The organism is Rhodococcus sp. NPDC057135, assembly GCF_042670865.1.
Lineage (GTDB): Bacteria > Actinomycetota > Actinomycetes > Mycobacteriales > Mycobacteriaceae > Rhodococcus_F.
The window spans coordinates 200,674-224,937 of sequence record NZ_JBHUUU010000011.1; the positions used below are offsets into that span (position 1 = coordinate 200,674).

25 protein-coding genes are annotated in these 24,264 nt (G+C 61.3%); 12 read left to right on the plus strand and 13 right to left on the minus strand.

The window, feature by feature from the left end; translation table 11 throughout:
• Nucleotides 1–206: 206 nt before the first annotated feature.
• Nucleotides 207–983 (minus strand): helix-turn-helix domain-containing protein, encoded by a 777-nt coding sequence (locus ACFT1A_RS21555; protein ID WP_378448680.1) that lies wholly within the window; start codon nucleotides 981–983, stop codon nucleotides 207–209.
• A 191-nt stretch (nucleotides 984–1,174) separates the two neighbouring features.
• On the opposite strand from ACFT1A_RS21555, the gene ACFT1A_RS21560 reads away from it, so the two are divergent.
• From ACFT1A_RS21560 to ACFT1A_RS21575, 4 genes are all read left to right on the plus strand, one after another.
• The gene (locus ACFT1A_RS21560; protein ID WP_378448681.1) at nucleotides 1,175–2,179 is read left to right on the plus strand and encodes an iron-siderophore ABC transporter substrate-binding protein; all 1,005 of its coding nucleotides are present in this window, start codon (nucleotides 1,175–1,177) and stop codon (nucleotides 2,177–2,179) included.
• 227 nt (nucleotides 2,180–2,406) lie between these two features.
• Complete coding sequence (locus ACFT1A_RS21565; RefSeq protein WP_378448682.1) at nucleotides 2,407–2,826, plus strand: hypothetical protein; 420 nt, start codon at nucleotides 2,407–2,409, stop codon at nucleotides 2,824–2,826.
• Nucleotides 2,827–2,923: 97 nt separating this feature from the next.
• Nucleotides 2,924–4,174, plus strand: coding sequence for an amidohydrolase (locus ACFT1A_RS21570; protein WP_378448683.1), 1,251 nt, complete (start codon nucleotides 2,924–2,926; stop codon nucleotides 4,172–4,174).
• A gap of 22 nt (nucleotides 4,175–4,196) precedes the next feature.
• Nucleotides 4,197–4,655, plus strand: coding sequence for a hypothetical protein (locus ACFT1A_RS21575; protein ID WP_378448684.1), 459 nt, complete (start codon nucleotides 4,197–4,199; stop codon nucleotides 4,653–4,655).
• 44 nt (nucleotides 4,656–4,699) lie between these two features.
• Here the strand turns inward: ACFT1A_RS21575 and ACFT1A_RS21580 are convergent, their stop codons facing one another.
• Together ACFT1A_RS21580 and ACFT1A_RS21585 are read right to left on the minus strand one after the other, a co-directional pair.
• A complete protein-coding gene (locus ACFT1A_RS21580) occupies nucleotides 4,700–5,179 on the minus strand; it encodes a YdeI family protein (protein WP_378448685.1) in 480 nt (159 codons plus the stop codon).
• Nucleotides 5,180–5,438: 259 nt separating this feature from the next.
• A complete protein-coding gene (locus tag ACFT1A_RS21585; RefSeq protein ID WP_378448686.1) occupies nucleotides 5,439–6,404 on the minus strand; it encodes a helix-turn-helix transcriptional regulator in 966 nt (321 codons plus the stop codon).
• A 110-nt stretch (nucleotides 6,405–6,514) separates the two neighbouring features.
• Here ACFT1A_RS21585 and ACFT1A_RS21590 point away from each other — a divergent pair, with 110 nt between their 5' ends.
• Nucleotides 6,515–7,456, plus strand: a complete 942-nt coding sequence (locus ACFT1A_RS21590) for an alpha/beta fold hydrolase (RefSeq protein WP_378448687.1) — start codon at nucleotides 6,515–6,517, stop codon at nucleotides 7,454–7,456.
• Between the two features lie 107 nt (nucleotides 7,457–7,563).
• Here ACFT1A_RS21590 and ACFT1A_RS21595 read toward each other — a convergent pair whose 3' ends face one another.
• Complete coding sequence (locus tag ACFT1A_RS21595; RefSeq protein WP_378448688.1) at nucleotides 7,564–7,785, minus strand: RGCVC family protein; 222 nt, start codon at nucleotides 7,783–7,785, stop codon at nucleotides 7,564–7,566.
• A 237-nt stretch (nucleotides 7,786–8,022) separates the two neighbouring features.
• Here ACFT1A_RS21595 and ACFT1A_RS21600 point away from each other — a divergent pair, with 237 nt between their 5' ends.
• The 3 genes from ACFT1A_RS21600 to ACFT1A_RS21610 all read left to right on the plus strand — a co-directional run bounded on the left by ACFT1A_RS21600 (nucleotide 8,023) and on the right by ACFT1A_RS21610 (nucleotide 11,023).
• The gene (locus ACFT1A_RS21600; RefSeq protein ID WP_037129595.1) at nucleotides 8,023–8,367 is read left to right on the plus strand and encodes a nitroreductase/quinone reductase family protein; all 345 of its coding nucleotides are present in this window, start codon (nucleotides 8,023–8,025) and stop codon (nucleotides 8,365–8,367) included.
• Between the two features lie 234 nt (nucleotides 8,368–8,601).
• Entirely contained in the window at nucleotides 8,602–9,333 is a 732-nt protein-coding gene (locus tag ACFT1A_RS21605) for a response regulator (RefSeq protein WP_378448689.1), read from the plus strand.
• Nucleotides 9,323–11,023, plus strand: a complete 1,701-nt coding sequence (locus ACFT1A_RS21610; RefSeq protein WP_378448690.1) for a GAF domain-containing protein — start codon at nucleotides 9,323–9,325, stop codon at nucleotides 11,021–11,023. The genes ACFT1A_RS21605 and ACFT1A_RS21610 overlap by 11 nt, the downstream gene beginning before the upstream one ends.
• 3 nt (nucleotides 11,024–11,026) lie before the next feature.
• Here the strand turns inward: ACFT1A_RS21610 and ACFT1A_RS21615 are convergent, their stop codons facing one another.
• Nucleotides 11,027–11,407, minus strand: a complete 381-nt coding sequence (locus tag ACFT1A_RS21615) for a VOC family protein (protein WP_378448691.1) — start codon at nucleotides 11,405–11,407, stop codon at nucleotides 11,027–11,029.
• 199 nt (nucleotides 11,408–11,606) lie between these two features.
• Between ACFT1A_RS21615 and ctaD the strand changes: the two genes are divergently transcribed.
• From ctaD to ACFT1A_RS21630, 3 genes are read left to right on the plus strand one after another with little or no spacing between them, the layout of a single operon-like run.
• On the plus strand, nucleotides 11,607–13,349 hold the full coding sequence (ctaD, locus tag ACFT1A_RS21620) for a cytochrome c oxidase subunit I (RefSeq protein ID WP_378448692.1): 1,743 nt from the start codon (nucleotides 11,607–11,609) through the stop codon (nucleotides 13,347–13,349).
• Entirely contained in the window at nucleotides 13,342–13,593 is a 252-nt protein-coding gene (locus tag ACFT1A_RS21625) for a hypothetical protein (protein WP_378448693.1), read from the plus strand. The genes ctaD and ACFT1A_RS21625 overlap by 8 nt, the downstream gene beginning before the upstream one ends.
• On the plus strand, nucleotides 13,571–14,404 hold the full coding sequence (locus tag ACFT1A_RS21630; protein WP_378448694.1) for a universal stress protein: 834 nt from the start codon (nucleotides 13,571–13,573) through the stop codon (nucleotides 14,402–14,404). Before ACFT1A_RS21625 ends, ACFT1A_RS21630 begins: the two co-directional genes overlap by 23 nt.
• A gap of 17 nt (nucleotides 14,405–14,421) precedes the next feature.
• Here ACFT1A_RS21630 and ACFT1A_RS21635 read toward each other — a convergent pair whose 3' ends face one another.
• The 4 genes from ACFT1A_RS21635 to ACFT1A_RS21650 form a co-directional block, all read right to left on the minus strand.
• A complete protein-coding gene (locus ACFT1A_RS21635) occupies nucleotides 14,422–14,895 on the minus strand; it encodes an NUDIX domain-containing protein (RefSeq protein WP_378448695.1) in 474 nt (157 codons plus the stop codon).
• 79 nt (nucleotides 14,896–14,974) lie between these two features.
• On the minus strand, nucleotides 14,975–17,197 hold the full coding sequence (gene katG, locus ACFT1A_RS21640) for a catalase/peroxidase HPI (RefSeq protein ID WP_378448696.1): 2,223 nt from the start codon (nucleotides 17,195–17,197) through the stop codon (nucleotides 14,975–14,977).
• A gap of 36 nt (nucleotides 17,198–17,233) precedes the next feature.
• Nucleotides 17,234–17,677 (minus strand): Fur family transcriptional regulator, encoded by a 444-nt coding sequence (locus tag ACFT1A_RS21645; RefSeq protein ID WP_378448697.1) that lies wholly within the window; start codon nucleotides 17,675–17,677, stop codon nucleotides 17,234–17,236.
• 116 nt (nucleotides 17,678–17,793) lie between these two features.
• A complete protein-coding gene (locus ACFT1A_RS21650) occupies nucleotides 17,794–18,126 on the minus strand; it encodes a hypothetical protein (protein WP_378448698.1) in 333 nt (110 codons plus the stop codon).
• A 73-nt stretch (nucleotides 18,127–18,199) separates the two neighbouring features.
• On the opposite strand from ACFT1A_RS21650, the gene ACFT1A_RS21655 reads away from it, so the two are divergent.
• Entirely contained in the window at nucleotides 18,200–18,508 is a 309-nt protein-coding gene (locus tag ACFT1A_RS21655; RefSeq protein WP_378448699.1) for an amphi-Trp domain-containing protein, read from the plus strand.
• A 28-nt stretch (nucleotides 18,509–18,536) separates the two neighbouring features.
• On the opposite strand, the gene ACFT1A_RS21660 is transcribed toward ACFT1A_RS21655, so the two are convergent.
• The 4 genes from ACFT1A_RS21660 to murQ all read right to left on the minus strand — a co-directional run bounded on the left by ACFT1A_RS21660 (nucleotide 18,537) and on the right by murQ (nucleotide 24,163).
• Nucleotides 18,537–20,831, minus strand: a complete 2,295-nt coding sequence (locus ACFT1A_RS21660; protein WP_378448700.1) for a serine/threonine-protein kinase — start codon at nucleotides 20,829–20,831, stop codon at nucleotides 18,537–18,539.
• A gap of 86 nt (nucleotides 20,832–20,917) precedes the next feature.
• Nucleotides 20,918–22,405: an FAD-dependent oxidoreductase gene (locus tag ACFT1A_RS21665; RefSeq protein WP_378448701.1), complete on the minus strand. Its 1,488-nt coding sequence runs from the start codon at nucleotides 22,403–22,405 to the stop codon at nucleotides 20,918–20,920.
• 60 nt (nucleotides 22,406–22,465) lie between these two features.
• Nucleotides 22,466–23,245, minus strand: a complete 780-nt coding sequence (gene nagB / locus ACFT1A_RS21670) for a glucosamine-6-phosphate deaminase (protein WP_378448702.1) — start codon at nucleotides 23,243–23,245, stop codon at nucleotides 22,466–22,468.
• Complete coding sequence (murQ, locus tag ACFT1A_RS21675; RefSeq protein ID WP_378448703.1) at nucleotides 23,246–24,163, minus strand: N-acetylmuramic acid 6-phosphate etherase; 918 nt, start codon at nucleotides 24,161–24,163, stop codon at nucleotides 23,246–23,248.
• Between the last annotated feature and the right edge of the window lie 101 nt (nucleotides 24,164–24,264).

A 24,264-nucleotide genomic window follows, 5' to 3' on the forward strand; every position in this document is an offset into this window, starting at 1 on the left:
CGCAAACGCTAGGGCAGTCGCGGCGCAGTAGGGTCCGAATGCCCATTCAGCGGGACACTGCACGCGAGGTGCTCAAACAGCACCCGGTCACGGTCGAGGCATTGCGGCGCTCACCGCAGCATCCCCCGGTGTGGCACGACAATCAAGAACGCCCATGGCTCTTGGATGTCGAACCCGTGCCCAACGCCCAAATGCACAATGTGTTGTCACGCGGGAGGATCCCCGAAGATGCTGCGGGCGTATACCGCCGGGGTCGATCCAACCGTTGCGTGAAACATTTCGATGAAAGCACTTGTCGACGAATATCCGACGGCTGCCGCTACCTCATGTACCGGCGTGCCCTGCCCTAACAGGTCCATGGCGGCATGTACGCGAACCGTCGTTCGCCAGCGACCGAAGGACATCCCGGTCTCAGTTTGGAAGGTTCTTGCCACCGTTCTCGGGCTCGCGCCCACACTGCGCGCCCAATCCTCGAGCGTCCGCGAATCGGAAGGGGCGGCGATGAGCGCGTTCGCGACGGTTGATGCCCGAGCGTCGGAGGGGATCGCGAGAGTGTCTTTTCGCTCCTCGGAGTTGTCGATCAGTTCGTAGAGAAGATCCACGCTTCGCCCCCGCTCCGTGGCAGGGCGATCGGAATCTTCCAGATGTGTCAACAGCGCAGCGGTCAATTCGCCGACAGCGACGACGCGTACGTGTCCCCACCGTTCACCACGTGGTCGAAGCGCCGTCGACCCGAACAAACAAAGCAGCTCGCCGTCGCCGAGCAACGTGGCCTCGTGTACTTCCCTCGACGGTATCCACGCCAGGTGCCCCCGGTGCAAGCTGAGTCGATTGCCCGAAACGACGACCTCGAGGCGACCGCGACGCGCCCACATCAGTTCGTCGGTGTCGTGGCGGTGGGCCGGAAAGTGCAAAACTCCGGCCGCTATGTCGCGCGTCACATAAAAAGCGCGATCTGACGCAATTTCGATACTTTGCGTCATTCCTGTGTGTCCCCGGCTAGATAATGCGGAATTTCTGCCACTGAAGTGACCTTTCTCCGGTACCGAAGGCGTAATTCACGCATTGTAACCAAGGTAACGCAAGGCTAACTTCTCCGGAGAGTGTGGGCGATTTCCCGCACCGTGCGAGAGGAACTCAGGTGTCACGGATCAGGCCGCGCTCACGAGCGACAGTGGTGGTAGCCATTTTGATCGCAGCATTCTGGTCACTGGCAGGTTGCGGAAACTCCGACAACTCCCCGGATTCGCTTCCGGCGACTTCCAGCGCAGGAGACGACACGGCATTTCCTGTCTCGATCGAGCATTTCTACGGTGAAACGACGATAAGCGCGCGCCCCAAGCGAATTGTGGCATTGGGCAGTACTGACTTCGAAATCCTCTACGCCCTTGGGGTCGTCCCGGTCGGAATTGCCACCTACCCCGGATTCGGTGCAACCAACGAAGACGGTATTCAACCCTGGGTGGAACCATACGTCGATGCGACGGTCACGACTTTTCTTCCGGATGGAGACCAGAGCGTCGAGCAGATCGCGGCCCTTGACCCCGATTTGATTCTGATGACCTACGGAACACTCGGCGAAAACAGCTACCGACAACTGAGTCGGATTGCGCCGACTGTCGGGTCACCCGGTGGGGACTGGACACTGGACTGGCGCCTACAACTTCGCACAGTCGCCCGAGCAGTAGGCATGACCGACAAAGCAGAAAACCTCGAGGCACAGCTCTCCAACGGCATCGGAGAACTTCGAACGGCACACCCTGAACTCGACGGGAAAACGTTCAGTTTTGTCGAAGTTCACCCCGAAGGCATTTGGGCATACCTCTCCGGCGACCCCCGCAATGGGCTCATACAGGAACTGGGACTCCTTCCGTCACCGGGTATCCGAGCTTTGGACGAGAGCACCGGCGGCAAATTTGTCGGCGATGTGTCTTACGAACTGGCCGGGGAGATCGACGCGGACATCATTGTCGTACAGGCACCGTCGCAGAGCGCCCAATCCATCCGCGACGCACCCATTTTCGGGGAACTGAACACTGTCAAGTCCGGCGCCGCAATCCTTTACGGCAAGGACGATCTCGCCTTCCTCGGATCGATGGTTCCGTCGCCCTTGACGATTCCCGCGTTCACACAACGATTCGTGACGGACGCATCTGAGGCCGCTACCCATATCCGATGACGACTCAGTACAACGCGCCTTTGATCGACGCTGCCCCAACCGTCGATCGCATCATCGCCAATCTCTGAATTCTCCGATTCGAGCGGATATGGTGAGGCTGTCCCTTCGATCACGACAGTGCTGGAAAGTGGCCACTACAAACGACATTGCTGGACGAGTTCCGGGCACACGAAGAACCGAGCTGTGCGTCGGGGAATGAACAACCTGGATATTGGAGGTCTCTCGTGATGAATCTCGTTCGCCGGCTGAGCGTCTGCGCATCTGTCGTGATCGTTTCGGCTCTGACGCCGGTAGCGCTCGCATCTGCAGCGGTGACCATTCCATTCCAGGTCAACCCTGCGCCCTACGGCAACCCGAACGGCAGCTTCGACGCGCCCGCAGTCCGCTGCGTTGCCGTGGTCGGCGACCAACCCGGCACGGTGACGATCACCGGCGGCAAGGAAGACCGGTGGGGATGCCTGCTCTCGTCCGAAGTGCGCTGGCTGAATCTCTCGACCGGGGCCTCCGGTTCCGCCCGACTCTCGGACGGCCTGCACGGATTCCCGGCAGAGGCGATCGTTCAGACCGGAACCGGCCAAGTCGCTGTCGCTGTCCTGTCTGTCGCCGGAACGATCACCCCAGGCGTCGCATCGTTCTACGTGCCGTAGCACCCGAACTCCGAATCACGGGCGCGATGGGACCTAGGTCGTGTTTGCCGACACGTCATCCCGGTTAGCCTGAAAAGACGCTACCGAGAGGACGCTCATGACCTCGACTATGCACGAAACCGTCGCCGTAGATCCAAATCTGATCGACGTCTACAAAGACCTCCACAGTCACCCGGAGCTGGGGTTTCACGAGGACAGAACATCCAAGATTGTCGAAAAACATTTGGCAGCATTGGGATTCGACATCACAACCGGCGTCGGCTCGACCGGAGTCGTCGCCGTCCTGAATAACGGAGCGGGGCCCACTGCGCTGCTGCGTGCGGACATGGACGCCCTCCCGGTTCGCGAAGAAACCGGCTTGGACTATGCCAGCACGGTGACGACCACCGACGATCAGGGGAAGTCCGTCTCGGTCAGCCACGCGTGCGGCCATGACCTGCACACAACCTGCCTACTCGGTGCGGCCCGAATTCTCTCTCAGGACACGTCGTCCTGGTCCGGCACTCTTGTCCTCGTCTTCCAACCGGCCGAAGAACTTGGCGCGGGTGCGCAAGCCATGGTCGACGACGGACTGTTCGAGCGATTCCCGAAGCCCGACATCGTCCTCGGACAACACGTGGCTCCGCTACCGGCAGGCACCATCGCCGGGCATGCTGGGCCCTCGTATGCGGGATCGGACTCGTTGCGTGTGCGACTGGTCGGAAAAGGCGCGCACGGATCGATGCCGGAGAACTCCGTCGATCCCGTGGTCATGGCAGCAGAAACCGTGCTCCGCCTGCAAACTGTCATTTCACGCGAAGTGCCGAGCACTGCGACGGCGGTCCTCACCGTCGGCTCCATTCATGCTGGAGATGCCGCCAATGTCATTCCCGGCGAAGCGGAACTCCAACTCAACATCCGTAGCTACGACGCCGGTGTGCGTCAACGCATCCTCGACAGCGTCGACCGCATCGTCCGGGGCGAAGCGGCCACCGCCGGCGCACCCACCCCACCGACCATCACCGAGACAGAGCATTTTCCTATCGTCGTCAATGATCCGGCAGCGCTGGACAAGACACTCGATGCCTTTGCCGAATGGCTGGGGAACAACAAGATTCTCGATCCTGGAGCAGGAGCGGGAAGTGAGGATGTCGGCATTCTCGCGACCAGCGCCGGTGCCCCACTGTCGTACTGGTTGCTCGGCGGCACCGACCCGTCGCTGTTCACGACAGGTGACATGACCGACCCAGCCCTGCGAACCGTGCCGTCGAACCATTCGCCGCACTACGCTCCCGTGATCGAGCCGACCCTGACAATCGGCGTGAACGCCTTGGTCGTCGCGGCCAGGACGTGGCTCCCAACTCCCTGAAGTACGCGCATAAACTCGTCTCGTGACGACACCCTCCGGTCGCGAAATCATCGACCAGACACTCGGCAGATTTGTCCGCGGTCACCATCTCCTGACCGACGGTGTGCGGTTGGATGACGACTATTTCAGTCTGAGCCGCGAGGTCGACGGTCGGGCCATCGTATTCCTCGCCCGGTCCGTCGACCCCGAGACCGTTCGCAGTATGTTCCCCCGACTTCACCACGTCTTCGAACAGCGCCACGCTCTCCATCGGTCTGCGGTGGAGGCGATTGTCTACGAGTTCAGCGAGGCAACTCCCGCCCCCGAAGAACTCGATGATGCCCGAGATGACTTGGTGCTCGACACCGTGGAGGTATTTCCCGACGGTGAGGTCGTCCTGAATCTAACGGACACGTGTGGTTCACATTTCATGGACGGATATTGGCCCGCAGTGCAATTCAGCATTGACGACCGCGTCGTCAAGGTGACAGTCGAATGCTGAATCAGAATGACCGGCCTTCATACCGGACGCGGTCGAATCGCGGATCAGCCGCGGGCGCGTTGACCGATGGCCGCTTTGTTGACGATATGGGCGATTCGATCCGCCCGTGTTGAGTCCCGAGCGGCGCTGACGATCCACCACAGCATCTGTTTGCGGGCGCTGGGCGGAAAACTGTCCCAGCTGCTTCGAGCTTGCGGGTCCCGGTCCAGCGCCGCCTGCAAGTCAAGTGGTTCCTCGAGGTCTTCGACTTGGTCGAGAATCGTCCACCAACCGGTGGATTTCGCGGCGACAATGGCACGGCGACCAGCAGCGGTCATGAGGCCAAGCGCCTCCATCTCGGCTGCGCGTTCGCGGTTGAGTCGGGTCCAGGAACTCTTGCGTCTACGCGGCGTGAACAGTTGCAAATTGCGCTCTTCGTCGAAAATGGTGTTGGTGGAGTCGATCCAACCAAAGCAAATGGCTTCCTCGACGGCCTGAGGGTAGGGGCAGCGTGGTCGGCTGGTGGTGGTGCGCCAGGAGCACAACCACACACCTCGGGCTGACGTGTGATTGTCCGTCAACCAAGTTCGCCACTGTTCCCGAGTCTCGGCGTGGATGATCGGGTAGTCGAACTTCCACGTTTGGGGGTGGACGGAAGCCGGTGGCGATGATTTCGAATCGGTCACTTACTCTCCAAGCTCAGAGGGAAACGGATACGCGTCTCGGTAGATGAGGGGCCTGCGCAGGGAACACGTCCCCGCGGCAGTCCGGGTATGAATGGTCTTGTCGCGCAATCCTCTTCTGTCATGGTGACGAGACCCTGAGGTGAAGGGCGAGCCGACTGACGGTGTCGGCGAGCTCGGTTGGTTCGATGACCACCACTGGGGCGGTGAGCGCAATGCGCGCAACCGTCATGGCGAGCCTGCCGAGATCTTCGCTGCGGATCTGGACAAGGCAGTGGTCCGCTGCCACCTCGATCGGTGTGTGGTCAATCCATCTGAGTACGCCCTCGAGGTCGGCGAACGTGGCTTCGATGGCGAGTTTTGCATTTTGGTGACGAGGCGGCGAGCCGACTGATCTCGCGACGAAGCCGGCCGCGTCACCGCCCGGGATCTCACGTGGCGTGAAATGACTGCCTGCCAGCCAGGGCTCCGAGAGCCGGTCCAGTCGAAATGTTCGCCAGTCCGCACGATGGTGGTCCCACGCTACGAGATACCAACGACGTCCCGCCGTGACAAGGCGGTGCGGCTCGACGAGCCGTCTGCTGTTCTCGCCATCACCTCGCCGGTAGTCGAAACGAACGTGCTCGTGGTCGCGACATGCCGCAGCGAGCACACTGAGTGCTTCGGGGTCGACGATGTCGTCATCTGCCCGCCGCATGGAACTGACGCTCGAATGCAGCGCCGACACACGTCGGCGTAATCGATGGGGCAGGAGTGTTTCGATCTTCGTCAGCGCGCGCAGCGACGATTCTTCGATGCCTCCGATGGCGGCCTCGGCGGCGTAGCGCAGTCCGACGGCTACCGCGACGGACTCGTCATCGTCGAGGATCAGGGGCGGCACGTGCGCCCCCGTTGCAAGTCGGTAGCCCCCGTATTTTCCGGACGTGGAATCGACCGGATAGCCAAGGTCCCGTAGGCGATCGATGTCGCGGCGCACGGTCCGCTGCGTGACATCGAGTCGTGCGGCAAGTTCGGCACAGTGCCAGAAACGATGGGTCTGAAGGAGCGAGAGCAGTTGCAGTGCTCGGCCTGTGGGATCGTTCCGCATTTCTTCAGATTGCCAGCGATCTAGGACATTATGTGTCCACGATGCTCCCTATCGTCTGAGCAACCGGTCGATCCAGACACAAGATCGGTACTCAACTCGAAGGAGCATCCGTGAATCCATCCGACTTTCCCACGCCCGTCCTTATCCCGGTCAACGGCGTGGAACTCGAAGTCTTCGAAGCAGGGCGACACAATGCCGGGAAACCCATCGTGCTGTGTCACGGATGGCCAGAGCACGCCTATTCTTGGCGATACCAGGTGCCCGCCCTCGTCGAGGCGGGCTACCACGTCATCGTCCCGAACCAGCGCGGCTACGGCAACTCATCACGTCCGACCGAAGTGACGGACTATGACATTGAACATTTGGCGGGTGATCTCATCGCACTGCTCGATCACTACGGCTACGACGATGCCACCTTTGTCGGTCACGATTGGGGCGCCTTTGTCGTGTGGGGCCTGACCCTGTTGCATCCGGACCGGGTAAACAAAGTGATCAACCTGAGCCTGCCCTACCAGGATCGCGGAGAGCAGCCCTGGATCGAGTTCATGGAAGCCGTGCTTGGCAGTGACTTCTACTTCGTCCACTTCAATCGACAGCCGGGCGTCGCGGACGCCGTGTTCGAAGACAACACCTTCCGGTTCCTCCGCAACCTGTACCGGAAGAACGAACCCCTCAGGGAGCCTCAGCCAGGTATGGCTCTGATCGATCTCGCCAGAGCAGAGACGCCACTCGGTGAGCCTCTGATGAGCGAGAGCGAATTGGCCGTTTTCGTCTCCGCCTTCGAATCGACAGGATTCACGGCAAGTGTGAACTGGTACAGGAACCTTGACCGCAACTGGCATTTGCTGGCGGAGGTGGACCCGATCATCCAACAGCCCGCACTCATGATCTACGGCGACCGTGACGCGATCGCGAGAGCAGAGAACCTGACGGAGTTCGTGCCCAATGTGGAAGTAGTCAATCTCGACTGCGGTCATTGGATCCAGCAAGAAAGACCCGATGAGACCAACCAAGCGATCTTGAACTGGCTGGAACGGCAAGATGCCACATAGCTCCAAGGCCAGGTGCTGATCGTTGATCGACGAGGGCAGGTTCGGGGCGTGCAGCACTGTCGACGGCCACAGGTCGGTACGTCTTCGACCTGTCCGCGGAATGCGCCTCAGTAGCGCGAGTAGTGTTGCATTTCCTCGCGATCGGCAGCGCAGATGCACTTTCGATCGAGACCGCGGTCGGCAGTCACTGCGCAGAAGCGAACTCCGAGCGGATCGTGGGATTCCATACTGTGCTGACACGCCGGGCAGATCGACGGCGTTGTCTGATCCGCGTCAGTCGACTCGGATTGCCCTCGTGCATTCGACACATCGGACGGGTTCGACGCCATACAGGCGCTCCAGTTCTCGGCCGTTCGACCACAGACCGGGTTGGCGTCGAGGACGACATGGCTTGAACGCGCATATTCGAATGACCCTCGACGTACCCCACGCTACTCGCTTCAGCAGACCGGTTTGTACCAATTTCTGCCCACGCGACAATCCCGGTCGAGCAGGATAGAACTACTGCACGCACTATTTCCGTGCAGATTCGAATTCGTGCAGCATTCGTCGTGAAAGGGCTTCTCGTGAACACTTTCCAACGTGTATCCGCCGCCGTGAACGTAGTGGTCCAACCACTGATCGGTGCTCCGATCGTAGGCAAACTACTGGGCCGTTCCATGACCGTCATCACCTACGTCGGACGCAAGTCCGGTCGCACCTTCAGTGCGCCCGTGTCCTACAAACGAAAAGGCGACCATGTGACGATCGGCGTTGCCATGCCGGACAAAAAAAGTTGGTGGCGCAATTTCTATCCGGAACAAGGTCCGATCGTTCTCCAACTGGACGGTATCGATCGCCCCGGCGAGGCACTCGCACACCGAAAAGGCAAGGGTGTCTACGTCTCCGTCGAACTCGCTCCCGTCGACTGACTGACTCGAACAGCCACCCGCGCAATCACATTCAGCTCTCATCCGCCGCCTCGCGAGATCTGGGTGATTCAGATCTCGTGACGGTCGGGACCTTTGACCCTGTGCAATCGACACTCGGTCTCGCACCCTTCGACGCGGGTTTTTTGTCGAACATCGGTCGGACAACCCGATCCTGTCGGGACATTACCGTCCGGTAACATCGATGGCAGGCGTGAGCTGGAAGAGGTGACCACCGTGACGATCGGCATCTATCTGGTCGACGACCACGAGATCGTCCGTCGTGGATTGGCAGACCTGTTGAATCAGGTATCGGGATTCAACGTTGTGGGCGAAGCGTCGTGTGTTCGCGAAGCCTCGGTCGGAATACCCGAATGCCGACCAGACGTGGTTGTCATGGACGTCCGACTTCCCGACGGCAACGGTGTGGAACTGTGCCGAGAACTGGCGTCGACCTACCCGGACGCGGCCACCTTGATGCTCACGTCGTACTCCGACGACGACGCACTGCTCGACGCCCTGATCGCCGGCGCGCGTGGATTCGTCCTCAAGAACATTCGCGGCCACGACCTGGTTTCAGCGATCCGTACGGTTGCTTCCGGCAAATCACTGTTGAACACCCAGGCGGTGATCGGTTTGGTGCGGCGCATCCGATCCGAGCAGGAGTCGGGTACTGCGGCAGCCCTGTTGACCGATCAGGAACTCTTGATCTTCGAGTTGATCGGCAAGGGACTGAGCAATCGAGAGATCAGCAAGCACGCGGAACTCTCGGAGAAAACAGTCAAGAACTACGTCTCACGCATCCTCGAGAAACTGGGTCTCGAACGTCGAACGCAGGCTGCAGTCTTGGCGACAAAGCTTCGTGCGGGCACTTCTCACCCGGATCCTTCGGGCCAGGCGACTAATCACCTGCTGACGCCGTCCGGCTCGCCCTTCTCCGCCACCACGGGCACTCACCATGCCAGGTAGCCGCGACGCGCTCATGCTCAGCCTTTTCGGCGACATCGCCGCAAGCGCCGAAGTGGCTGCTCTGAACCCGACTGCGATTCCCAAACTGCTCAGTGCCGTCTTGACTGTCGGGTCCACGCTCCAACTCGACGAAACCCTGCAACAAATAGTCGACGTTGCGCGGCATCTCCTCGAGGCGGATTACGGTGCGCTCGGCGTGAAGTCCCCCGACGGCCGCTTGTCGCGATTCATCCACTCCGGTTTGGATCAGGGTCAGGTTGCCGAGATCGGGAGTCTTCCCGAAGGTCACGGGCTGCTGGGCCTGGTTGTTCGAGAACCCTTCCCGGTTCGAACCGACCACATCTCCTCGCATCCGTCCTCGGCAGGTTTTCCAACCAACCACCCGCCGATGGACACGTTTCTCGGCGTTCCGATCTTCGTCAGGGGCGAGGTGTTCGGGAGCATCTACCTCGCGGACAGCTCGGACCGGACCGCCTTCGACGACCGTGACGAGGCAGTACTCCAGATCCTGGCAAATGCTGCGAGTATCGCAATCGACAATGCGCGTCTGTTCGAGGAATCCCGGACGCGAGAGGCCTGGCTCAAGGCCGTCGCCGCCGTCAATGCACGTCTGCTCAGCGGCGGATCCCGCGACGAGACGCTAGCGGAACTTGTTCGGACGACGCGGCATCTCACGGATGGAAATCTGGTGTGCGTGGTTCGCTACGACCTCGGCAGAGATCCGGTAGTCCACGTCGCCGATGCTGCCGATTCCCAGCTTGTCCCCGCGATCGGCTCAGCCGTCGATCTGTCCGGGACCGTGATCGACGACGCTGCGCGCAGCCGGCGGCAAATCTCTGCACCACAGGGCAGTTCCGTTCCGGCACTCAATGTTTCCGGCGACGAATCGGTGATCGCGCTCCCCCTCTCCGGAACCTCGTTCGGCGGTGGAGTTCTCTTCGCGTCACGCCGCAGCGACCGCCCGTGGGGCGCAGAGGAGATCGAGCAACTGACGGCAATGGCAGACATCGCTTCTGTCACTGTCGAATTCGCAGAGCAGCAGCGGAAAGAAAGACTGGTCGACGTCCTCGAAGATCGCGACCGAATCGCGCGTGATCTCCATGACCACGTCATCCAACAGCTGTTCGCCACCGGATTGAGTTTGCAGGGGGTATTGCAACGTCCAGGCGACGAGGACACCGTTCGAACCGTATTGGACACCTCTGTCGATCAACTCGATCGAACAGTCCGCGAAATTCGCACCGCAGTCTTCGACCTCCACACGAGCGAGATGTCCACTCCCACCAGTCTGCGGCGGCGACTACTCGACGCCGTCAACGGCCTGTCCGGCCACTCGTCGATCACTCCCAGCGTCACTTTCGAGGGAACCATCGACAGTTCCGTCCCGGCTCGACTTGCCCCGCACGCCGAAGCCGTTGTGCGCGAAGGCCTGAGCAACGCCCTGCGACATGCGCATGCCGACGCCATCGACGTCACCGTCCGGGCCACCGAGGAGCTTGTCATCAGCATCGTCGACGACGGTGTGGGTATCGACCAGGCGACCAGAATCCACGGTCTCGACAACCTTGCGACCCGCGCTCGTCAGTGCGGAGGCTCGAGCAACATCACCAGCGAGAACGGTGTCACCGAGTTGGTCTGGCGTGTTCCGCTGAGCCCCAGGCGAAGTCCGATACCGATCCATGGCCGTTGAGCATCAGAGTGGATCGAGTTGAGCCTTCAGCAGGCAGAACTCATTACCCTCGGGGTCCGCGAGGACATGCCACTGTTCCTGCCCTGTCTGGCCGATGTCAGCCGGGCGCGCACCGAGACTCAGTAGCCGTTCGAGTTCGGCCTCTTGATCGCGATCAGTAGCGTTGACGTCGATATGCAGGCGAGGCTTGCCCTCCTCCGGTTCATCTCTGCGACTGAGGATGATCGTCGGCTGTGGACCGCCAAAGCCTTCGCGTGGGCCGATCTCCAACGAACCGTCGTCCATGCGATCGAGCACGACGAAGTCCAGAACCTCGCACCAGAACCGGCCCAGCACCTCGGGTTCCCGGCAACCGAGCACCAGTTCACTGATACGACATGCCATGACGATCTCGCTTTCTTTCCGCCCGTGAAGACAACGCTCTCGACCGTACCGGACCACGTGATCTACGCCATGCCTCTGTTCCGATCCTAGGGACCTTTTCCCCTCGTCCGAGTTCCCAGTCGCCACGATCATTGCGTTATGTTCCACAGTCCCAAGCATTCTCGGTATTTCGTCACGTCGATTCGCGTAGGCGGTCGTCGTGGTTGATCTAGCACCCCGGCCGGTCGGTGAGGTCGATTACCACGCCGATGCAATTCCCCGAACCGCTCCGAAGGGTTCGAAACTGGTCGAGATCCTCAGGACCACCGATCACAAGATGATCGGCCTGATGTACATCGTGACATCGTTTGCCTTCTTCTTGATCGGCGGACTGATGGCGCTACTCATGCGCATGGAATTGACCGTTCCGGGAATGCAATTCCTGTCCAACGAGCAGTACAACCAGTTGTTCACCATGCACGGAACGATCATGCTCCTGCTGTACGCGACCCCGGTCTTCTTCGGATTCGCCAACTACCTCATGCCACTGCAGATCGGGTCGCCGGACGTGTGTTTCCCGCGACTCAATGCATTCAGCTACTGGTTGTACCTCTTCGGCGGCCTGATCGCCTCCGCTGGATTCGTAACTCCCGGTGGTGCGGCAGATTTCGGCTGGACCGCTTACGTGCCGCTCACCAGCGAACTCCACTCCCCCGGCATGGGCGCCGACCTGTGGATCATCGGTCTCACGCTCGGCGGCGTCGGAACCATCCTCGGCGCAGTCAACATCGTTTCGACGATCGTCTGCCTGCGTGCCCCCGGGATGACGATGTTCCGCATGCCGATCTTCACGTGGAATGCGCTGGTCGCCAGCATGCTGATTCTCCTCGTTTTTCCGCTGCTCGCTGCTGCCTTGATCGGACTATGGGTGGACCGGCACCTGGGAGCGCACCTGTTCGACCCCGCCACCGGTGGAGTCATGTTGTGGCAGCACCTGTTCTGGTTCTTCGGCCATCCCGAGGTCTACATTCTGGCCTTGCCCTTCTTTGGCATAGTCTCGGAGATCTTTCCCGTCTTCAGCCGCAAGCCGATCTTCGGGTACACCGGATTGGTCTACGCAACGTTGGGGATTGCGGCACTGTCGATCGCGGTGTGGGCACACCACATGTACGCAACCGGCGCTGTTCTCCTCCCGTACTTCTCGTTCATGACCTTCCTGATCGCAGTACCCACCGGAGTCAAGTTCTTCAACTGGATCGGAACGATGTGGAAGGGGCAGTTGACCTTCGAATCGCCCATGCTGTTCTCTGTCGGATTCCTGGTCACATTCTTGTTCGGCGGACTCTCCGGCGTGATTCTTGCCAGCCCGCCCTTGGACTTTCATGTCACCGACTCGTACTTCGTCGTCGCACACTTCCATTACGTCCTCTTCGGAACGATCGCCTTCGCGACATACGCCGGAATCTATTTCTGGTTCCCGAAAATGACCGGCCGGATGTTGGACGAGAAGCTCGCCAAGATTCACTTCTGGTTGACCCTGATCGGCTTTCACGCAACATTTCTCGTCCAGCATTGGCTCGGCGCTCAGGGTATGCCTCGGCGGTACGCGGACTATCTACCGTCGGACAATTTCACTCTTCTCAACACGATCTCGACCATCGGCGCGCTTGTACTCGGAGCCTCGACGATCCCGTTCATCTGGAACGTTTTCAAGAGCTATCGGTACGGCCGAATTGTGACCGTCGACGATCCCTGGGGGTTCGGAAACTCGCTCGAATGGGCGACGTCTTGCCCGCCACCGCGACACAACTTCACCGAACTCCCCCGAATCCGCAGTGAGCGGCCCGCATTCGAACTGCACTACCCCCACATGGTCGAGAGAATGCGCGACGAGGCGCACGTCGGACTGCTTGGCCACAAGTCGGTTTCCGAGGTAAGCACTGAGGTGAAACAACATGAATGACGGCACGAAGTACCGAGCCTGGGCAGAAAAGCAGCAACACGAACGCCGAGCGAAACCCGGCCATCTTCTCGCGCCGTTGATCGTCCTCATGTTCGCGGTCACGACGCTCTTGTGGTTGCCCCTGACGACCGCCATGTGCTCGATAGTCGTCGCAGGATTGCTGTTCGGGACTGTCCTGCAAGCCAGTTCGCAATCGACAGACACAACTCGAGGAGTTCACGATGAAGCCCGAATTATCGACTGACCTCATCACCTCGGAGTGGTCCGCAGACGGAGCGGTGGTCGTGTGCATCGACGGATCCCCGCTGCGCCCCGACGTGATCACGTGGGCTGCCGAGTTCGCGCATCGCCACGGTCTCTGGATGCGAATCGTTTTCGTAGCTCCGAGCGCCGATCCCAACACCTCGGCGTCGCCGACCGGCCTGTTCATGGAGGCCATTCAGATCGCGGAGTCGGTGTCGCCAGATCTTCGCATCCGGACCGATCTGATTTCCGGGGAGAACACCGCAATTCTCACCGCGCTGACAGCTGAGGCCGCCTTGGTCGTCAACCCCTTGATCGTCACACAACAGGGCGATCTCGCCGCACCTGGCCCGACATGTTCGTTCGCAAGAGTCGGAACACCGTGTGAAAGCATCGCTGCGGCAGCCTTGCCCGTTGTCGTCGGTTTAGACGGAAGCGCCCACAGTGAAAGCGCTTTGGCAATTGCATTCAAGGAAGCCGACGCAGTGAACACCGAACTTGTCGTCGTCCATGCTGCCTCGCCCGAGGCCGAGCTGCGTCGAGACTTCGCATCCGGGCACGCGCCCCAGCATCCGACCCCGCTGACATGGCAACTGTCGGGTTGGGCCACGCTCTACCCTGGCGTCGCCATCCGTCAGATCGAGTTCGACGGCCCCTCGGAGGCAATCCTTGAACAACTCTCCACCGAGGCAAGGCTTCTCGTCGTAGGCCGGCGTGGTCGAGGCTCGTTCGACGACGCCGGTCTCGGCACGACGAGCAGTGCGATGATTCGAAAAGCTCAGTGCCCGGTCATCGTTGCGAGCGAAGCCTGAATTCGTTCCTCGCTCGGTCAGAAACCGTAACTGTGGATGGGTGCGAGCTGACCGGCATGATGGGCTTCAATCACGAAACGCTCGTGGTCGACCAGCTTCTCCGGGAGTTCGTCAACCGGCCACCACCGCAGATCTGCAGATTTCAACGGCTCCATCCGGCGTGGTTCACCGGACCACGTACGGCATTCGTAGAAGAAGTCCACTCGATGATCCACCGGTTCGATCCCTTCCGCGTGGCGGCGATGCAACACGATCAGCGGTTTCAGTTCCGAGGAAAGCAACTCGACGCCAAGTTCTTCCGCAGCCTCCCGAATGGCAGCGTCGAGTGCCGACTCCCCCAGTTCGACGTGTCCCGCAGCCGCGTGAGCCCAGTATCCGTCCATGAATCCCGTGCCCTCGCGCAATTGCAACAGCACCTCCGGGCGTTGTGCCAGGTTGCTTCGACAGAACATCACGTAAACCGCTGGTACCAGCGCAAATTGATCGACCACACGACCACGCTATCGTGCGCGCGAAATGACGGCGCCCCGCGAGAACAAGCTCGCGGGGCGCCGTCGACGATCTGCTGGATCAGTTGACGTCGAACCGGTCGAGGTCCATCACCTTGGTCCAGGCGGCGGCGAAGTCCTCGGCGAACTTCTGCTTGGCGTCTTCGCTGGCGTACACCTCGGAGAGTGCGCGCAGTTGCGAATTCGATCCGAAGACGAGGTCCACTGCAGTTGCCGTGTACTTCGGGTTGCCCGTCGCACGATCAACCCCGTCGTAGACGTTTTCGTCCGTCTTCGACGGCTTCCACTCGGTACCCATGTCGAGAAGGTTGACGAAGAAATCGTTGGTCAACGTCTCCGGGCGGTCGGTGAACACCCCGTGGCCGGTCTTGCCGAAGTTCGCGTTCAGCGCGCGAAGTCCGCCGACCAGCACTGTCACCTCGGGTGGGGTCAGAGACAGCATGTACGCGCGGTCCACCAGCAGAATCTCTGCCGGAATCTTCTCGCCACCCTTGAGGTAGTTCCGGAATCCGTCGGCCCGAGGTTCGAGTACCTCGAACGAGTCGACGTCTGTCTGCTCCTGCGTTGCGTCAGTACGTCCCGGAGTGAACGAGACCGTGATGTCCTGTCCCGCGTTCTTCGCGGCCTGTTCGACGGCCGCTGTACCACCCAGAACGATCAGGTCGGCGAGTGAGACCTTGGCTCCACCAGCCTGGTTGAAGTCCTGCTGAACCCGCTCGAGAGTCTCGAGCACCGCGGAGAGAGCTGCGGGCTCGTTGACTTCCCAATTCTTCTGCGGCTCCAGTCGGATTCGTGCACCGTTGGCGCCGCCGCGCATGTCGGTGCTGCGGAAGCTCGCAGCCGACGCCCACGCGGTCGACACCAACTGCGAGATGGACAGCCCGGAGTCGAGAAGTCGACTCTTGAGGATCGCGATGTCTGCGTCCCCGATCAGTTGATCATCGGCCGAGGGAACCGGGTCCTGCCACAGCTGTGGCTCGGGAACCCAAGGTCCCAGGTAGCGCGTGACCGGTCCCATGTCACGGTGAAGGAGCTTGTACCAAGCCTTGGCGAACTCTTCGGCGAATTCTTCCGGATGATCGAGCCAGCGCCGGGTGATCTTCTCGTACGTCGGATCCAGGCGTAGGGAGAGGTCGGTCGTCAGCATCGTCGGTGTGCGTCCGGCCGACGAATCGAACGGATCCGGGATCGTGCCCGCCCCCGCGCCGTCCTTCGGAATCCACTGCCACGCACCCGCCGGACTCTTGGTCAGCTCCCAGTCGTAGCCGTACAGAATCTCCAAGAAGGTGTTGTCCCACTTCGTCGGAGTGGGAGTCCACACGACCTCGAGACCACTGGTGATCGCGTCCTTACCCACACCCGTGCCGAAGGCACTCTTCCAGCCCAGTCCCTGCTGCTCGACGGGTGCGCCTTCGGGTTCCGGTCCGACGAGGTCGGCGGGTCCGGCTCCGTGCGTCTTGCCGAAGGTGTGGCCGCCGGCGATCAGCGCGGCTGTCTCCACGTCGTTCATCGCCATGCGCGCGAACGTTTCTCGGATGTCGCGGGCGGCCGCTACCGGATCCGGTTGCCCATTGGGCCCTTCGGGATTGACGTAGATCAGGCCCATCTGCACGGCGCCGAGCGGTCCGGACAGCTCACGGTCTCCGCTGTAACGCTCGTCGCCGAGCCAGGTGTCCTCAGGACCCCAGTAGATCTCCTCGGGTTCCCAGATGTCTTCTCGACCGAAGCCGAAGCCGAAGGTCTTGAACCCCATCGACTCCAGGGCGCAGTTGCCCGCGAACACCAGCAGGTCGGCCCAGGAAACCTGCTTTCCGTACTTCTGCTTCACGGGCCAGAGCAGGCGCCGTGCCTTGTCGAGGCTGGCGTTGTCCGGCCAACTGTTGAGCGGGGCGAAACGCTGAGCGCCTTGACCGCCGCCGCCGCGACCGTCTGCGATGCGATAGGTGCCGGCAGCATGCCAGCTCATACGCACGAAGAGTCCGCCGTAGTGGCCATAGTCGGCCGGCCACCAATCCTGCGACGCCGTCATCAACGCGATGACGTCGCGCTTGAGTGCCTCGACGTCGAGTTTGGCGAATTCCTGGGCGTAGTCGAAGTCGGCACCCATCGGGTTCGACTTCGACGAATGAGAATGCAGGACCGACAGATCCGGCTGATTCGGCCACCAGTCGCTGTTCGTTCTCGGACGGTTCCCGGTGGGTGTCGGCGACGGGATCGCGGGGTTTTCACTTTCGCTGGTGCTCTCGGTGTTTCCATCGTGAGCAACCGGGCAACTATCGGACACGGTAATCCCTCCATGAGCGAGTAGAACGGACTTCGATCACGTTTGTGATCGCAAACTCTGAGTTGTCGAGCAGTCGGGACACAGGCCCCAGTAAATGACCTCGGCTTCGTCGAGAACGAAGCCGTTGTGCGCCGACGGCGTCAAACACGGCGCTTCGCCTACGGCGCAGTCGACGTCCTCGACGACGCCACACGACCTGCAGACCACGTGATGGTGGTTGTCACCGACGCGAGACTCGTACAGCGCCACGGATCCGGACGGTTGTATCCGCCGTATCAATCCGGCGTCGGTGAGAGCGTGCAACACGTCGTAGACCGCCTGCCGTGACACCGCCGGCAGAACAGCCCGCACTGCATCGAAGATTGTCTCGGTGGCTGCGTGTGGGCGTGCATGCACAACCTGGAGCACCGTGACTCTGGGACGAGTCACGCGAAGCTCAGCGTTACGCAGTTGGGCTGCATAATCCGGCGTCGAAGGCACCTTTCCACTATTGCGCAATCTTCTGGACTGAACCCAGACTTTCGCGAAAATCCTCGCCTACACGGATTTACCGACCGATTCGACTGTGCTCCGAACAGGACGAACGGGCCTGGGAATCATGGGAGATGAATTGGGGGTAAGTCTTGTTGTGCCAGTCGCAGTTCAGCGGCCGCGATGACGCCGGGGAAGTAGTAGTGCCCCTCCGGCGACTGAACAAGAGATGCAGCGTCGATACCGTGGACTTCCCATACGTCTACCGGGCCGCCGGTGTTGTTCATTCTGACAAACCAGTCCCGCTCGCCCTCGTCGCCGGCGAGGAAGCATCCCTCCTGCTCTGCTCGTCGACTTCCTGCAATTCCGCGAGCTGCGCCCATTCGGCGCCAGTCCAATCCGTACCGCTGGATCGACGCACGGTTCAAGACGGAGGTGACGTGGTAGCGGGTCGACATCGTCAAAAGGTAACAATCTTCCGTTTGTTCCATCTACCGTGAAAGGGAGAATCCGCCGAGGTCAGGAGTGATCGTGCCCAAATTGGAGATCAAGAGGAAGTCAGAACTCTCGCGGCAGGAAGTCGCCGACCGTCTCATCGCCCTCGGCCAAGCACTCGCCAGTGGATCGGAAGTGGAGCTGGGGTCGGGTGGGGACTCGATCGAAATCAGTGTTCCGGAACAGGTTCGATGGGAACTCGAGATCGAAGTCGACGGCAATGAAGTCGAGATAGAAATCGAGATCCACTGGCGCGACGACCCCCAGGAAGAATCGGAAGAGAAATCTCCGCCTCCCGCCAAAGCAGTTCGTCGCAGCCGACCACGCAAGAGCACTGCCAAATAGGCCGAACTCGAACACGGTTGTCAGACACTTACGGAGACGCCGACACCTCGAGAGACACTACGCGCAGCAGAGCTCGGAGATCCCTTTCGATTCGGCGAAACAGTTGGTAGACAACGATGAATCCGGCGATCCCGCCCAAACACAGCGCACGGACGGTTGCGTTGAGTTCCTCACCGGCACCAGAACCGACAAAACTGAGCCCCGCGATTCCCACCAGGGGAACCGAGGCTGCGACCGCGAGGTACCGCGTACTGCTCCGACCCAGTGAACGAATATCGCGGCCGTCGTCGCTTCGTAACTCGCCGTGTGACAACAAGATCGGATACAGACATCGAACCGAGTAGTAGGTCAGGATGAAGAACGGATAGGCGACTGCGACGGCTCCGCACACGGCCAGCGACGACATCAGGTGCACGTAGGCTCGCTGCGGAATACCGCCGGCCGCAATCTGCAACGCAACTGGATATGCGATACCGGCCAGAACCCACAAACCGAAAGCGATCACCACCGCTCGGTGTCCGACGTTCAGCGTCGCGGTACGAGCCTTGTTCAAGACCTCCGCACTGTACGTCTGACCGTTACGCAGTCCGTGAGGCACGGTGAGCGCAAGCCGACACCAATACAGGATCGCCGCGGCGCCGAGAGAGAACGCAGCCACCCCGATGACCAGGTGAACCTGCTCGAGATGCTGCTGTGCCTGCGGCGAGAGCCCCGAGATGATCAGCATCTTGTTGTAGTAGTAGTTGTAACCCGCCGCAAGGAGATTCGGAATTCCGATCGCGGCCAGCAGAATCGGCAGTGCCCACTTCCACAACGTCGAACGCGGGCTCCCTTCCGGTGGGTCCACCAGATTGCGGGCAGACCGGTCCAGACACAGTGCGAACTGACGGGCCAGCTTTCGGCCACCAGACCACCTTCCGTCTCTCACCGGCGAGAGAGACTTCACCAGAACTCGACGCAGCGCCGGCGGACAGTCGTCCGGCAACCGGGCCTCGGCCGCGGGATCCACTCCGCGCCGACGAGCCTCGAGCGCCTTCTTGGGCGACGGTGGGTTCTCCCCCGTTCCGTCGTCAGTGAAAGGCCTACTCCCGGTGAGGAGCTCCCACAGCATCACGCCCAGTGCATAGATGTCGCTGCGAGTGTCGAGGGTGCCAGGCGCACCGACGGCACAGGCCTCCAACTGCTCCGGAGACATGTAGGCCAGCGAGCCTCCGACAAAACAAGCAGCGTCCTCGGTCGAAACCTCCTCGCTCGAGCTGACGTTGAAGTCGGCGAGTTTGGGGATGCCTTCGACACTGAGCAGTACGTTCGCCGGCTTGATGTCCCGATGCAGAACGCCGTGTTCACGTGCGTACTCCAGGGCGTCGGCCAGTCTCATTCCCATCCAGGCCACCGTCTCCGGCCACGACATCGCAGCGATCTCGCTCCGCAGGCTCGTCTCGCTCGGCTTCATCTCGCCCTTCTTCGCCAGAGTCTGATCGATGGCGTCGAGAAGAAGTTGTCCGGACCGCTGGGCCTGCGGTGTCACGCGAACAAGTTTGACCACGTCGAGCAGAGTCCCACCTGGCACGTATTCCATGAAAAGGACTCGCAACGCGCGTTCCTCGAGCAGCCGCTGATCGAAGACGCGGACGATGTTGGGATGGTCGAGCTGGGCGAGGGTCTGCGGCTCGACTCCGACGTTGCGGGAAATCTTCAACGCAACCCACCGCTGCATCGAGAGTTGCCGAGCGAGGAACACTCGAGCAAACGCGCCGTGCCCGAGTTCCAACACCAGTTCGAAATCGTCGAGGTGCTGCCCGATTTCGAACTCGTCGAAGCCTGAGAGACCCAACATCATGACGTCTTCGCGACCGGCCATCGAATCACGGTCGAACATCTGCTCGAAACTCTCTGCCTGCAACGGGAACTCGGTGACGTACTCGGCCGCCACGACGTCCTCGCCGCCCTGCTTCCGTAGCCGGAACTCCTCGTACAAGAGCTCGGCCGGTAGTGGTTCTTCGAGTAATTCCGGATACTCCGCGCAATATTCCGTGAGCCGCTTCAGGCGATCACTTTTCAGCCAGCGGTACTCCATGTCGATTCCGACCAGTTCGATCAGCGCGGCCCGGCGAATCTTGGCTGGATCGGGCAGATAGTCGCTCAACTCGGACGGGGTTCCCGCCTCCCAGTCTCCGACCAGGCGCCCGAGCCCGCCGGCACCGTTGCGCCCGTCATGCCCCACCGGCAGTGCGGACGGGCGCAACTCGGTGACGGTGCCCCGTTCGGTCAGGGGCCCGCTCGCGACTGTCGCGTCACTGGCCTGCGCACCACGTTCATTCATGACACTTCTGCTCCGCACCTCGAGCACGATGAATCGAGGTGACTCACTTCAGCGTAACCCCGGCGGTACCCCAGACCCCAGCGAATCTATTCGGGGTGAACGGGCAGCTTCGCGCCGGGGTGAACGGGCAGCTTCGCGCCGGGGTGAACGGGCAGCTTCGCGCCGGGGTGAGCGGGCAGCTTCCCGCCGATGCGGACGAGGTCTTCGCGATCTTTGATCTTGACGCGATCACGCCCGTGCCGCGCACCGAGGTCGCGTTCGGCGGCATCGATGCGAAGCCATCCGTCCCAATCGACGGGCAGTAATTTTCCGGCCGCGAGTAGTGCAGCGATCCGGCTGCGGTCCGATCGACGTTCGACATTCGAATCCAGCTGCCGCAGCATAGTTTCGACGGTTTGGCGAGCATCGGGCCGTGCCGCACCGATCAGCCCGACGGCGCCTCGCTTCATCCATCCGGTCACGAACAGGCCCGTGATGGGAAGGCCGCTCTCGTCGACCACCGCGCCGCTCTGGTGCGGAACCGTGCCGCGTCCGTGATCGAAGGGAACCCCGGCAAGTGGAGTGCCGCGAAATCCGATTGCCCGGTACACAGCTTGAACCGGATAGTCGGTACATGCCCCCGAAGCGGTGACGTGACCGTAGCCGTCGGGATCAGTCCGCTCGACGCGGAGTGCTTCGACTTTCCCGTTACCGAGAATCTCCGCCGGCTGTCGGTAAAAGTGCAGGTGAACTCGGCGCTGGGCGATTCGGTCGGCAGAAGCAGCGCCTGCGAAAGTGCGGAGCGTCTCGACAGCCAGTCGGGTGTGCACCAACTGTTTGGACATCCGCTCGATATGCCGGTCCGGTGCGACATCGGCAGCGTCGACGACAACATCGACTCCGGGCAGTTCACCGAGAGCACGCAACTCGTTCGGGGAGAAGCGAGCGTCGGCCGGTCCGCGCCGGACGAAGATGTGCACCTCCCGAGCGAGACTTTCGGCGAAACCTTTTCGAACGTCGGCGGATACGTCCGTGGCCTGTAGCGATTGCTCCTCGGCGAGGATCATGCGCGCGACATCGAGTGCGACGTTGCCACCCCCGATCACGGCGACCGATTCGGCGTTCAGCGGCCACTGCGGCGAACTGTCCGGGTGATCGTTGTACCAACCGACAAAATCGGCGCCACCGAAAGAGCCTGGAAGGTCGACGCCGGGAATGTCGAGCGGCACATCCCTTGGCGCGCCGGTTGCAATGATCACGGCGTCGTAGGAAGAACGTAGAACCTCGACGGAAAGGCCCTTTCCGATCTCTACGTTGCAGAACAGCCGGAAGTCACTGGTGCCCAGCGCGGTGTGCAGAGAATGGACGAACGTCTCGGACTCGGGGTGCCCTGGCGCGAGACCGTAACGCACCAGTCCGTACGGCGTGGGTAGACGCTCGAACACGTCTGTCTTGGTGCCGGGCGCCAGTTCAGCGAGAGCGCTCGCAGCGTGGATTCCCGCCGGCCCCGCTCCGACGATCGCAACACTGAGCGGTGGTGAAAAAAATCGGGGCGCCGCAGTCGGGGATACCGCTGGACCTCTGGCGTTGATCATCCCCCGAGGCTAGGACCTCAACTGCGCTGGAGATCAAGTCCGCTTTCAGCAGCCCGCTTTTCAGTAACCCTGCTCTGCAGGCTTGTGCTCAGTTGTGTAGCGGTAGAAATCCGCGAGTTCGAGTTCACCGGCAGCTGCCTCGTCGACGATGACGGTCACGTGTGGATGCAGCTGAAGCACTGACGCCGGGCAGAACGCCGAGACCGGACCTTCGACCGCCGCCCGAACCGCGGGCGCTTTGCGGGCGCCGTCCGCGATCAGAACGAGATGCCGTGCATCACTGATGGTTCCGAGTCCTTGTGTGATCACATGATGCGGCACGTCGGCCGGGTCTGCGAAGAACCGTGCGTTGTCGGCGCGGGTCCTCTCGGTCAAGGTCTTCACTCGGGTGCGCGACGCAAGTGAGGAGGAGGGCTCGTTGAAACCGATGTGTCCGTTGAGGCCGATGCCGAGGATCTGCACGTCGATCGGACCGTTTTCGGCAATGGCAGCGTCGTAGCGCCGGGCAGCTTCACTGGGATCCGCGGCTCCACCGTCGGGGCTGAACACTCGCGCATTGTCGATGTCGAGGTGATCCACGAGTTCCGTGCGGATAGTGTGCGCATAGGACTGTGGCTGATCGGACGTGAGACCTACGTACTCGTCGAGAAGATACGCGCTCACGTCCGCGAACGACACTCCCGATTCTCGATGCCGCTTGATCAGCTCTCGATACGTGTGCAGCGGTGACGATCCGGTCGCGAGGCCGAGCGTTCGCGCTCCGTTCTCCATTGCGCCGCACACGATATCGGCAGCGATTCGCCCGCCGTCTTCCGGACTCGGAACGATGACGATTTCCATTCAGGCTTCCTCACTGCTCTTGCCGGCTCCGACGATGGCATTGCGTACCGAACCCGAAGCGCGTTCCAACAGTTCGGTTGCTTCGGCGAAGTCGCATTCGGCCAACAACATGACGACCGCTGCCTTCACATGACCGTCGGCATTCTCGATGGTCTCCGAAGCGATCTCGGTATCGACTCCGGTGGCTGCCGCGACGATCCGGTTTGCACGATCGACAAGTTTGGCATTGGTCGGCCGAAGATCGACCATCAGATTGTGGAATGCCTTCCCGGAGCGGACCATACTTGCCGTGGAGAGCATGTTGCACACCATCTTCTGCGCAGTCCCGGCCTTGAGCCTCGTCGATCCGGTGAGGATCTCGGGGCCGGTGTCCACTTCGATGGCCACGCCCGCGTGAGAACTCATTGCCGCACTCCGGTTGCACGAGACTGCCACTGTTGCGGCGCCGAGTTCGCGGGCATGATCGAGTCCACCGATGACAAAGGGGGTACGACCACTGGCCGCCAAGCCCACGACGACGTCCGTGGCGTTCAACGAGATTGCGTCGAGGTCCACCCCAGCCGCTCGCGGATCGTCTTCTGCTCCCTCGACTGCGTTCAGAAACGCTCCCGGGCCACCGGCGATGATGCCGATCACCTCGCCCGGATCTGTTCCGAACGTCGGAGGGCATTCCACTGCGTCGAGAACTCCCAGGCGCCCACTTGTCCCGGCTCCCAGGTAGATCAGTCGACCTCCTCGCGCCCGAGCGGCGACGATCAAGTCGACTGCGGCTTCGATGGCGGGTATTACCGCCGCGACGGCGTCGGCCACGATTGAGTCCTGCTGGTTCATCACCGTCAGCAAGTCCGACACCGACATGACGTCGAGATCGCGGGTGAGAGGGTTTGGTCTCTCGGTGGAGAGCATTTCCAATTGCATTGTGGCGAGTCCTCCTCGATCAGATTTCACTACGACGACTCCTCGTCAGTACTCATAGCGACGACTCCTCGTCAGTATTCACTACGACGACTCCTCGTCAG

Excerpts from the sequence above, each read along its gene's own strand:
- ACFT1A_RS21565 (WP_378448682.1), top strand. The coding sequence starts at position 2,407 with ATGAATCTCGTTCGCCGGCTGAGCGTCTGCGCATCTGTCGTGATCGTT.
- ACFT1A_RS21630 (WP_378448694.1), top strand. The coding sequence starts at position 13,571 with ATGAAGCCCGAATTATCGACTGACCTCATCACCTCGGAGTGGTCCGCA.
- ACFT1A_RS21610 (WP_378448690.1), top strand. The coding sequence starts at position 9,323 with ATGCCAGGTAGCCGCGACGCGCTCATGCTCAGCCTTTTCGGCGACATC.
- ACFT1A_RS21665 (WP_378448701.1), bottom strand. The coding sequence starts at position 22,405 with ATGATCAACGCCAGAGGTCCAGCGGTATCCCCGACTGCGGCGCCCCGA.
- ACFT1A_RS21650 (WP_378448698.1), bottom strand. The coding sequence starts at position 18,126 with ATGTCGACCCGCTACCACGTCACCTCCGTCTTGAACCGTGCGTCGATC.
- ACFT1A_RS21555 (WP_378448680.1), bottom strand. The coding sequence starts at position 983 with ATGACGCAAAGTATCGAAATTGCGTCAGATCGCGCTTTTTATGTGACG.
- ACFT1A_RS21570 (WP_378448683.1), top strand. The coding sequence starts at position 2,924 with ATGACCTCGACTATGCACGAAACCGTCGCCGTAGATCCAAATCTGATC.
- nagB (WP_378448702.1), bottom strand. The coding sequence starts at position 23,245 with ATGGAAATCGTCATCGTTCCGAGTCCGGAAGACGGCGGGCGAATCGCT.
- ACFT1A_RS21625 (WP_378448693.1), top strand. The coding sequence starts at position 13,342 with ATGAATGACGGCACGAAGTACCGAGCCTGGGCAGAAAAGCAGCAACAC.
- ACFT1A_RS21595 (WP_378448688.1), bottom strand. The coding sequence starts at position 7,785 with ATGGCGTCGAACCCGTCCGATGTGTCGAATGCACGAGGGCAATCCGAG.
- ACFT1A_RS21585 (WP_378448686.1), bottom strand. The coding sequence starts at position 6,404 with ATGCGGAACGATCCCACAGGCCGAGCACTGCAACTGCTCTCGCTCCTT.
- ACFT1A_RS21660 (WP_378448700.1), bottom strand. The coding sequence starts at position 20,831 with ATGAATGAACGTGGTGCGCAGGCCAGTGACGCGACAGTCGCGAGCGGG.
- murQ (WP_378448703.1), bottom strand. The coding sequence starts at position 24,163 with ATGCAATTGGAAATGCTCTCCACCGAGAGACCAAACCCTCTCACCCGC.
- ACFT1A_RS21615 (WP_378448691.1), bottom strand. The coding sequence starts at position 11,407 with ATGGCATGTCGTATCAGTGAACTGGTGCTCGGTTGCCGGGAACCCGAG.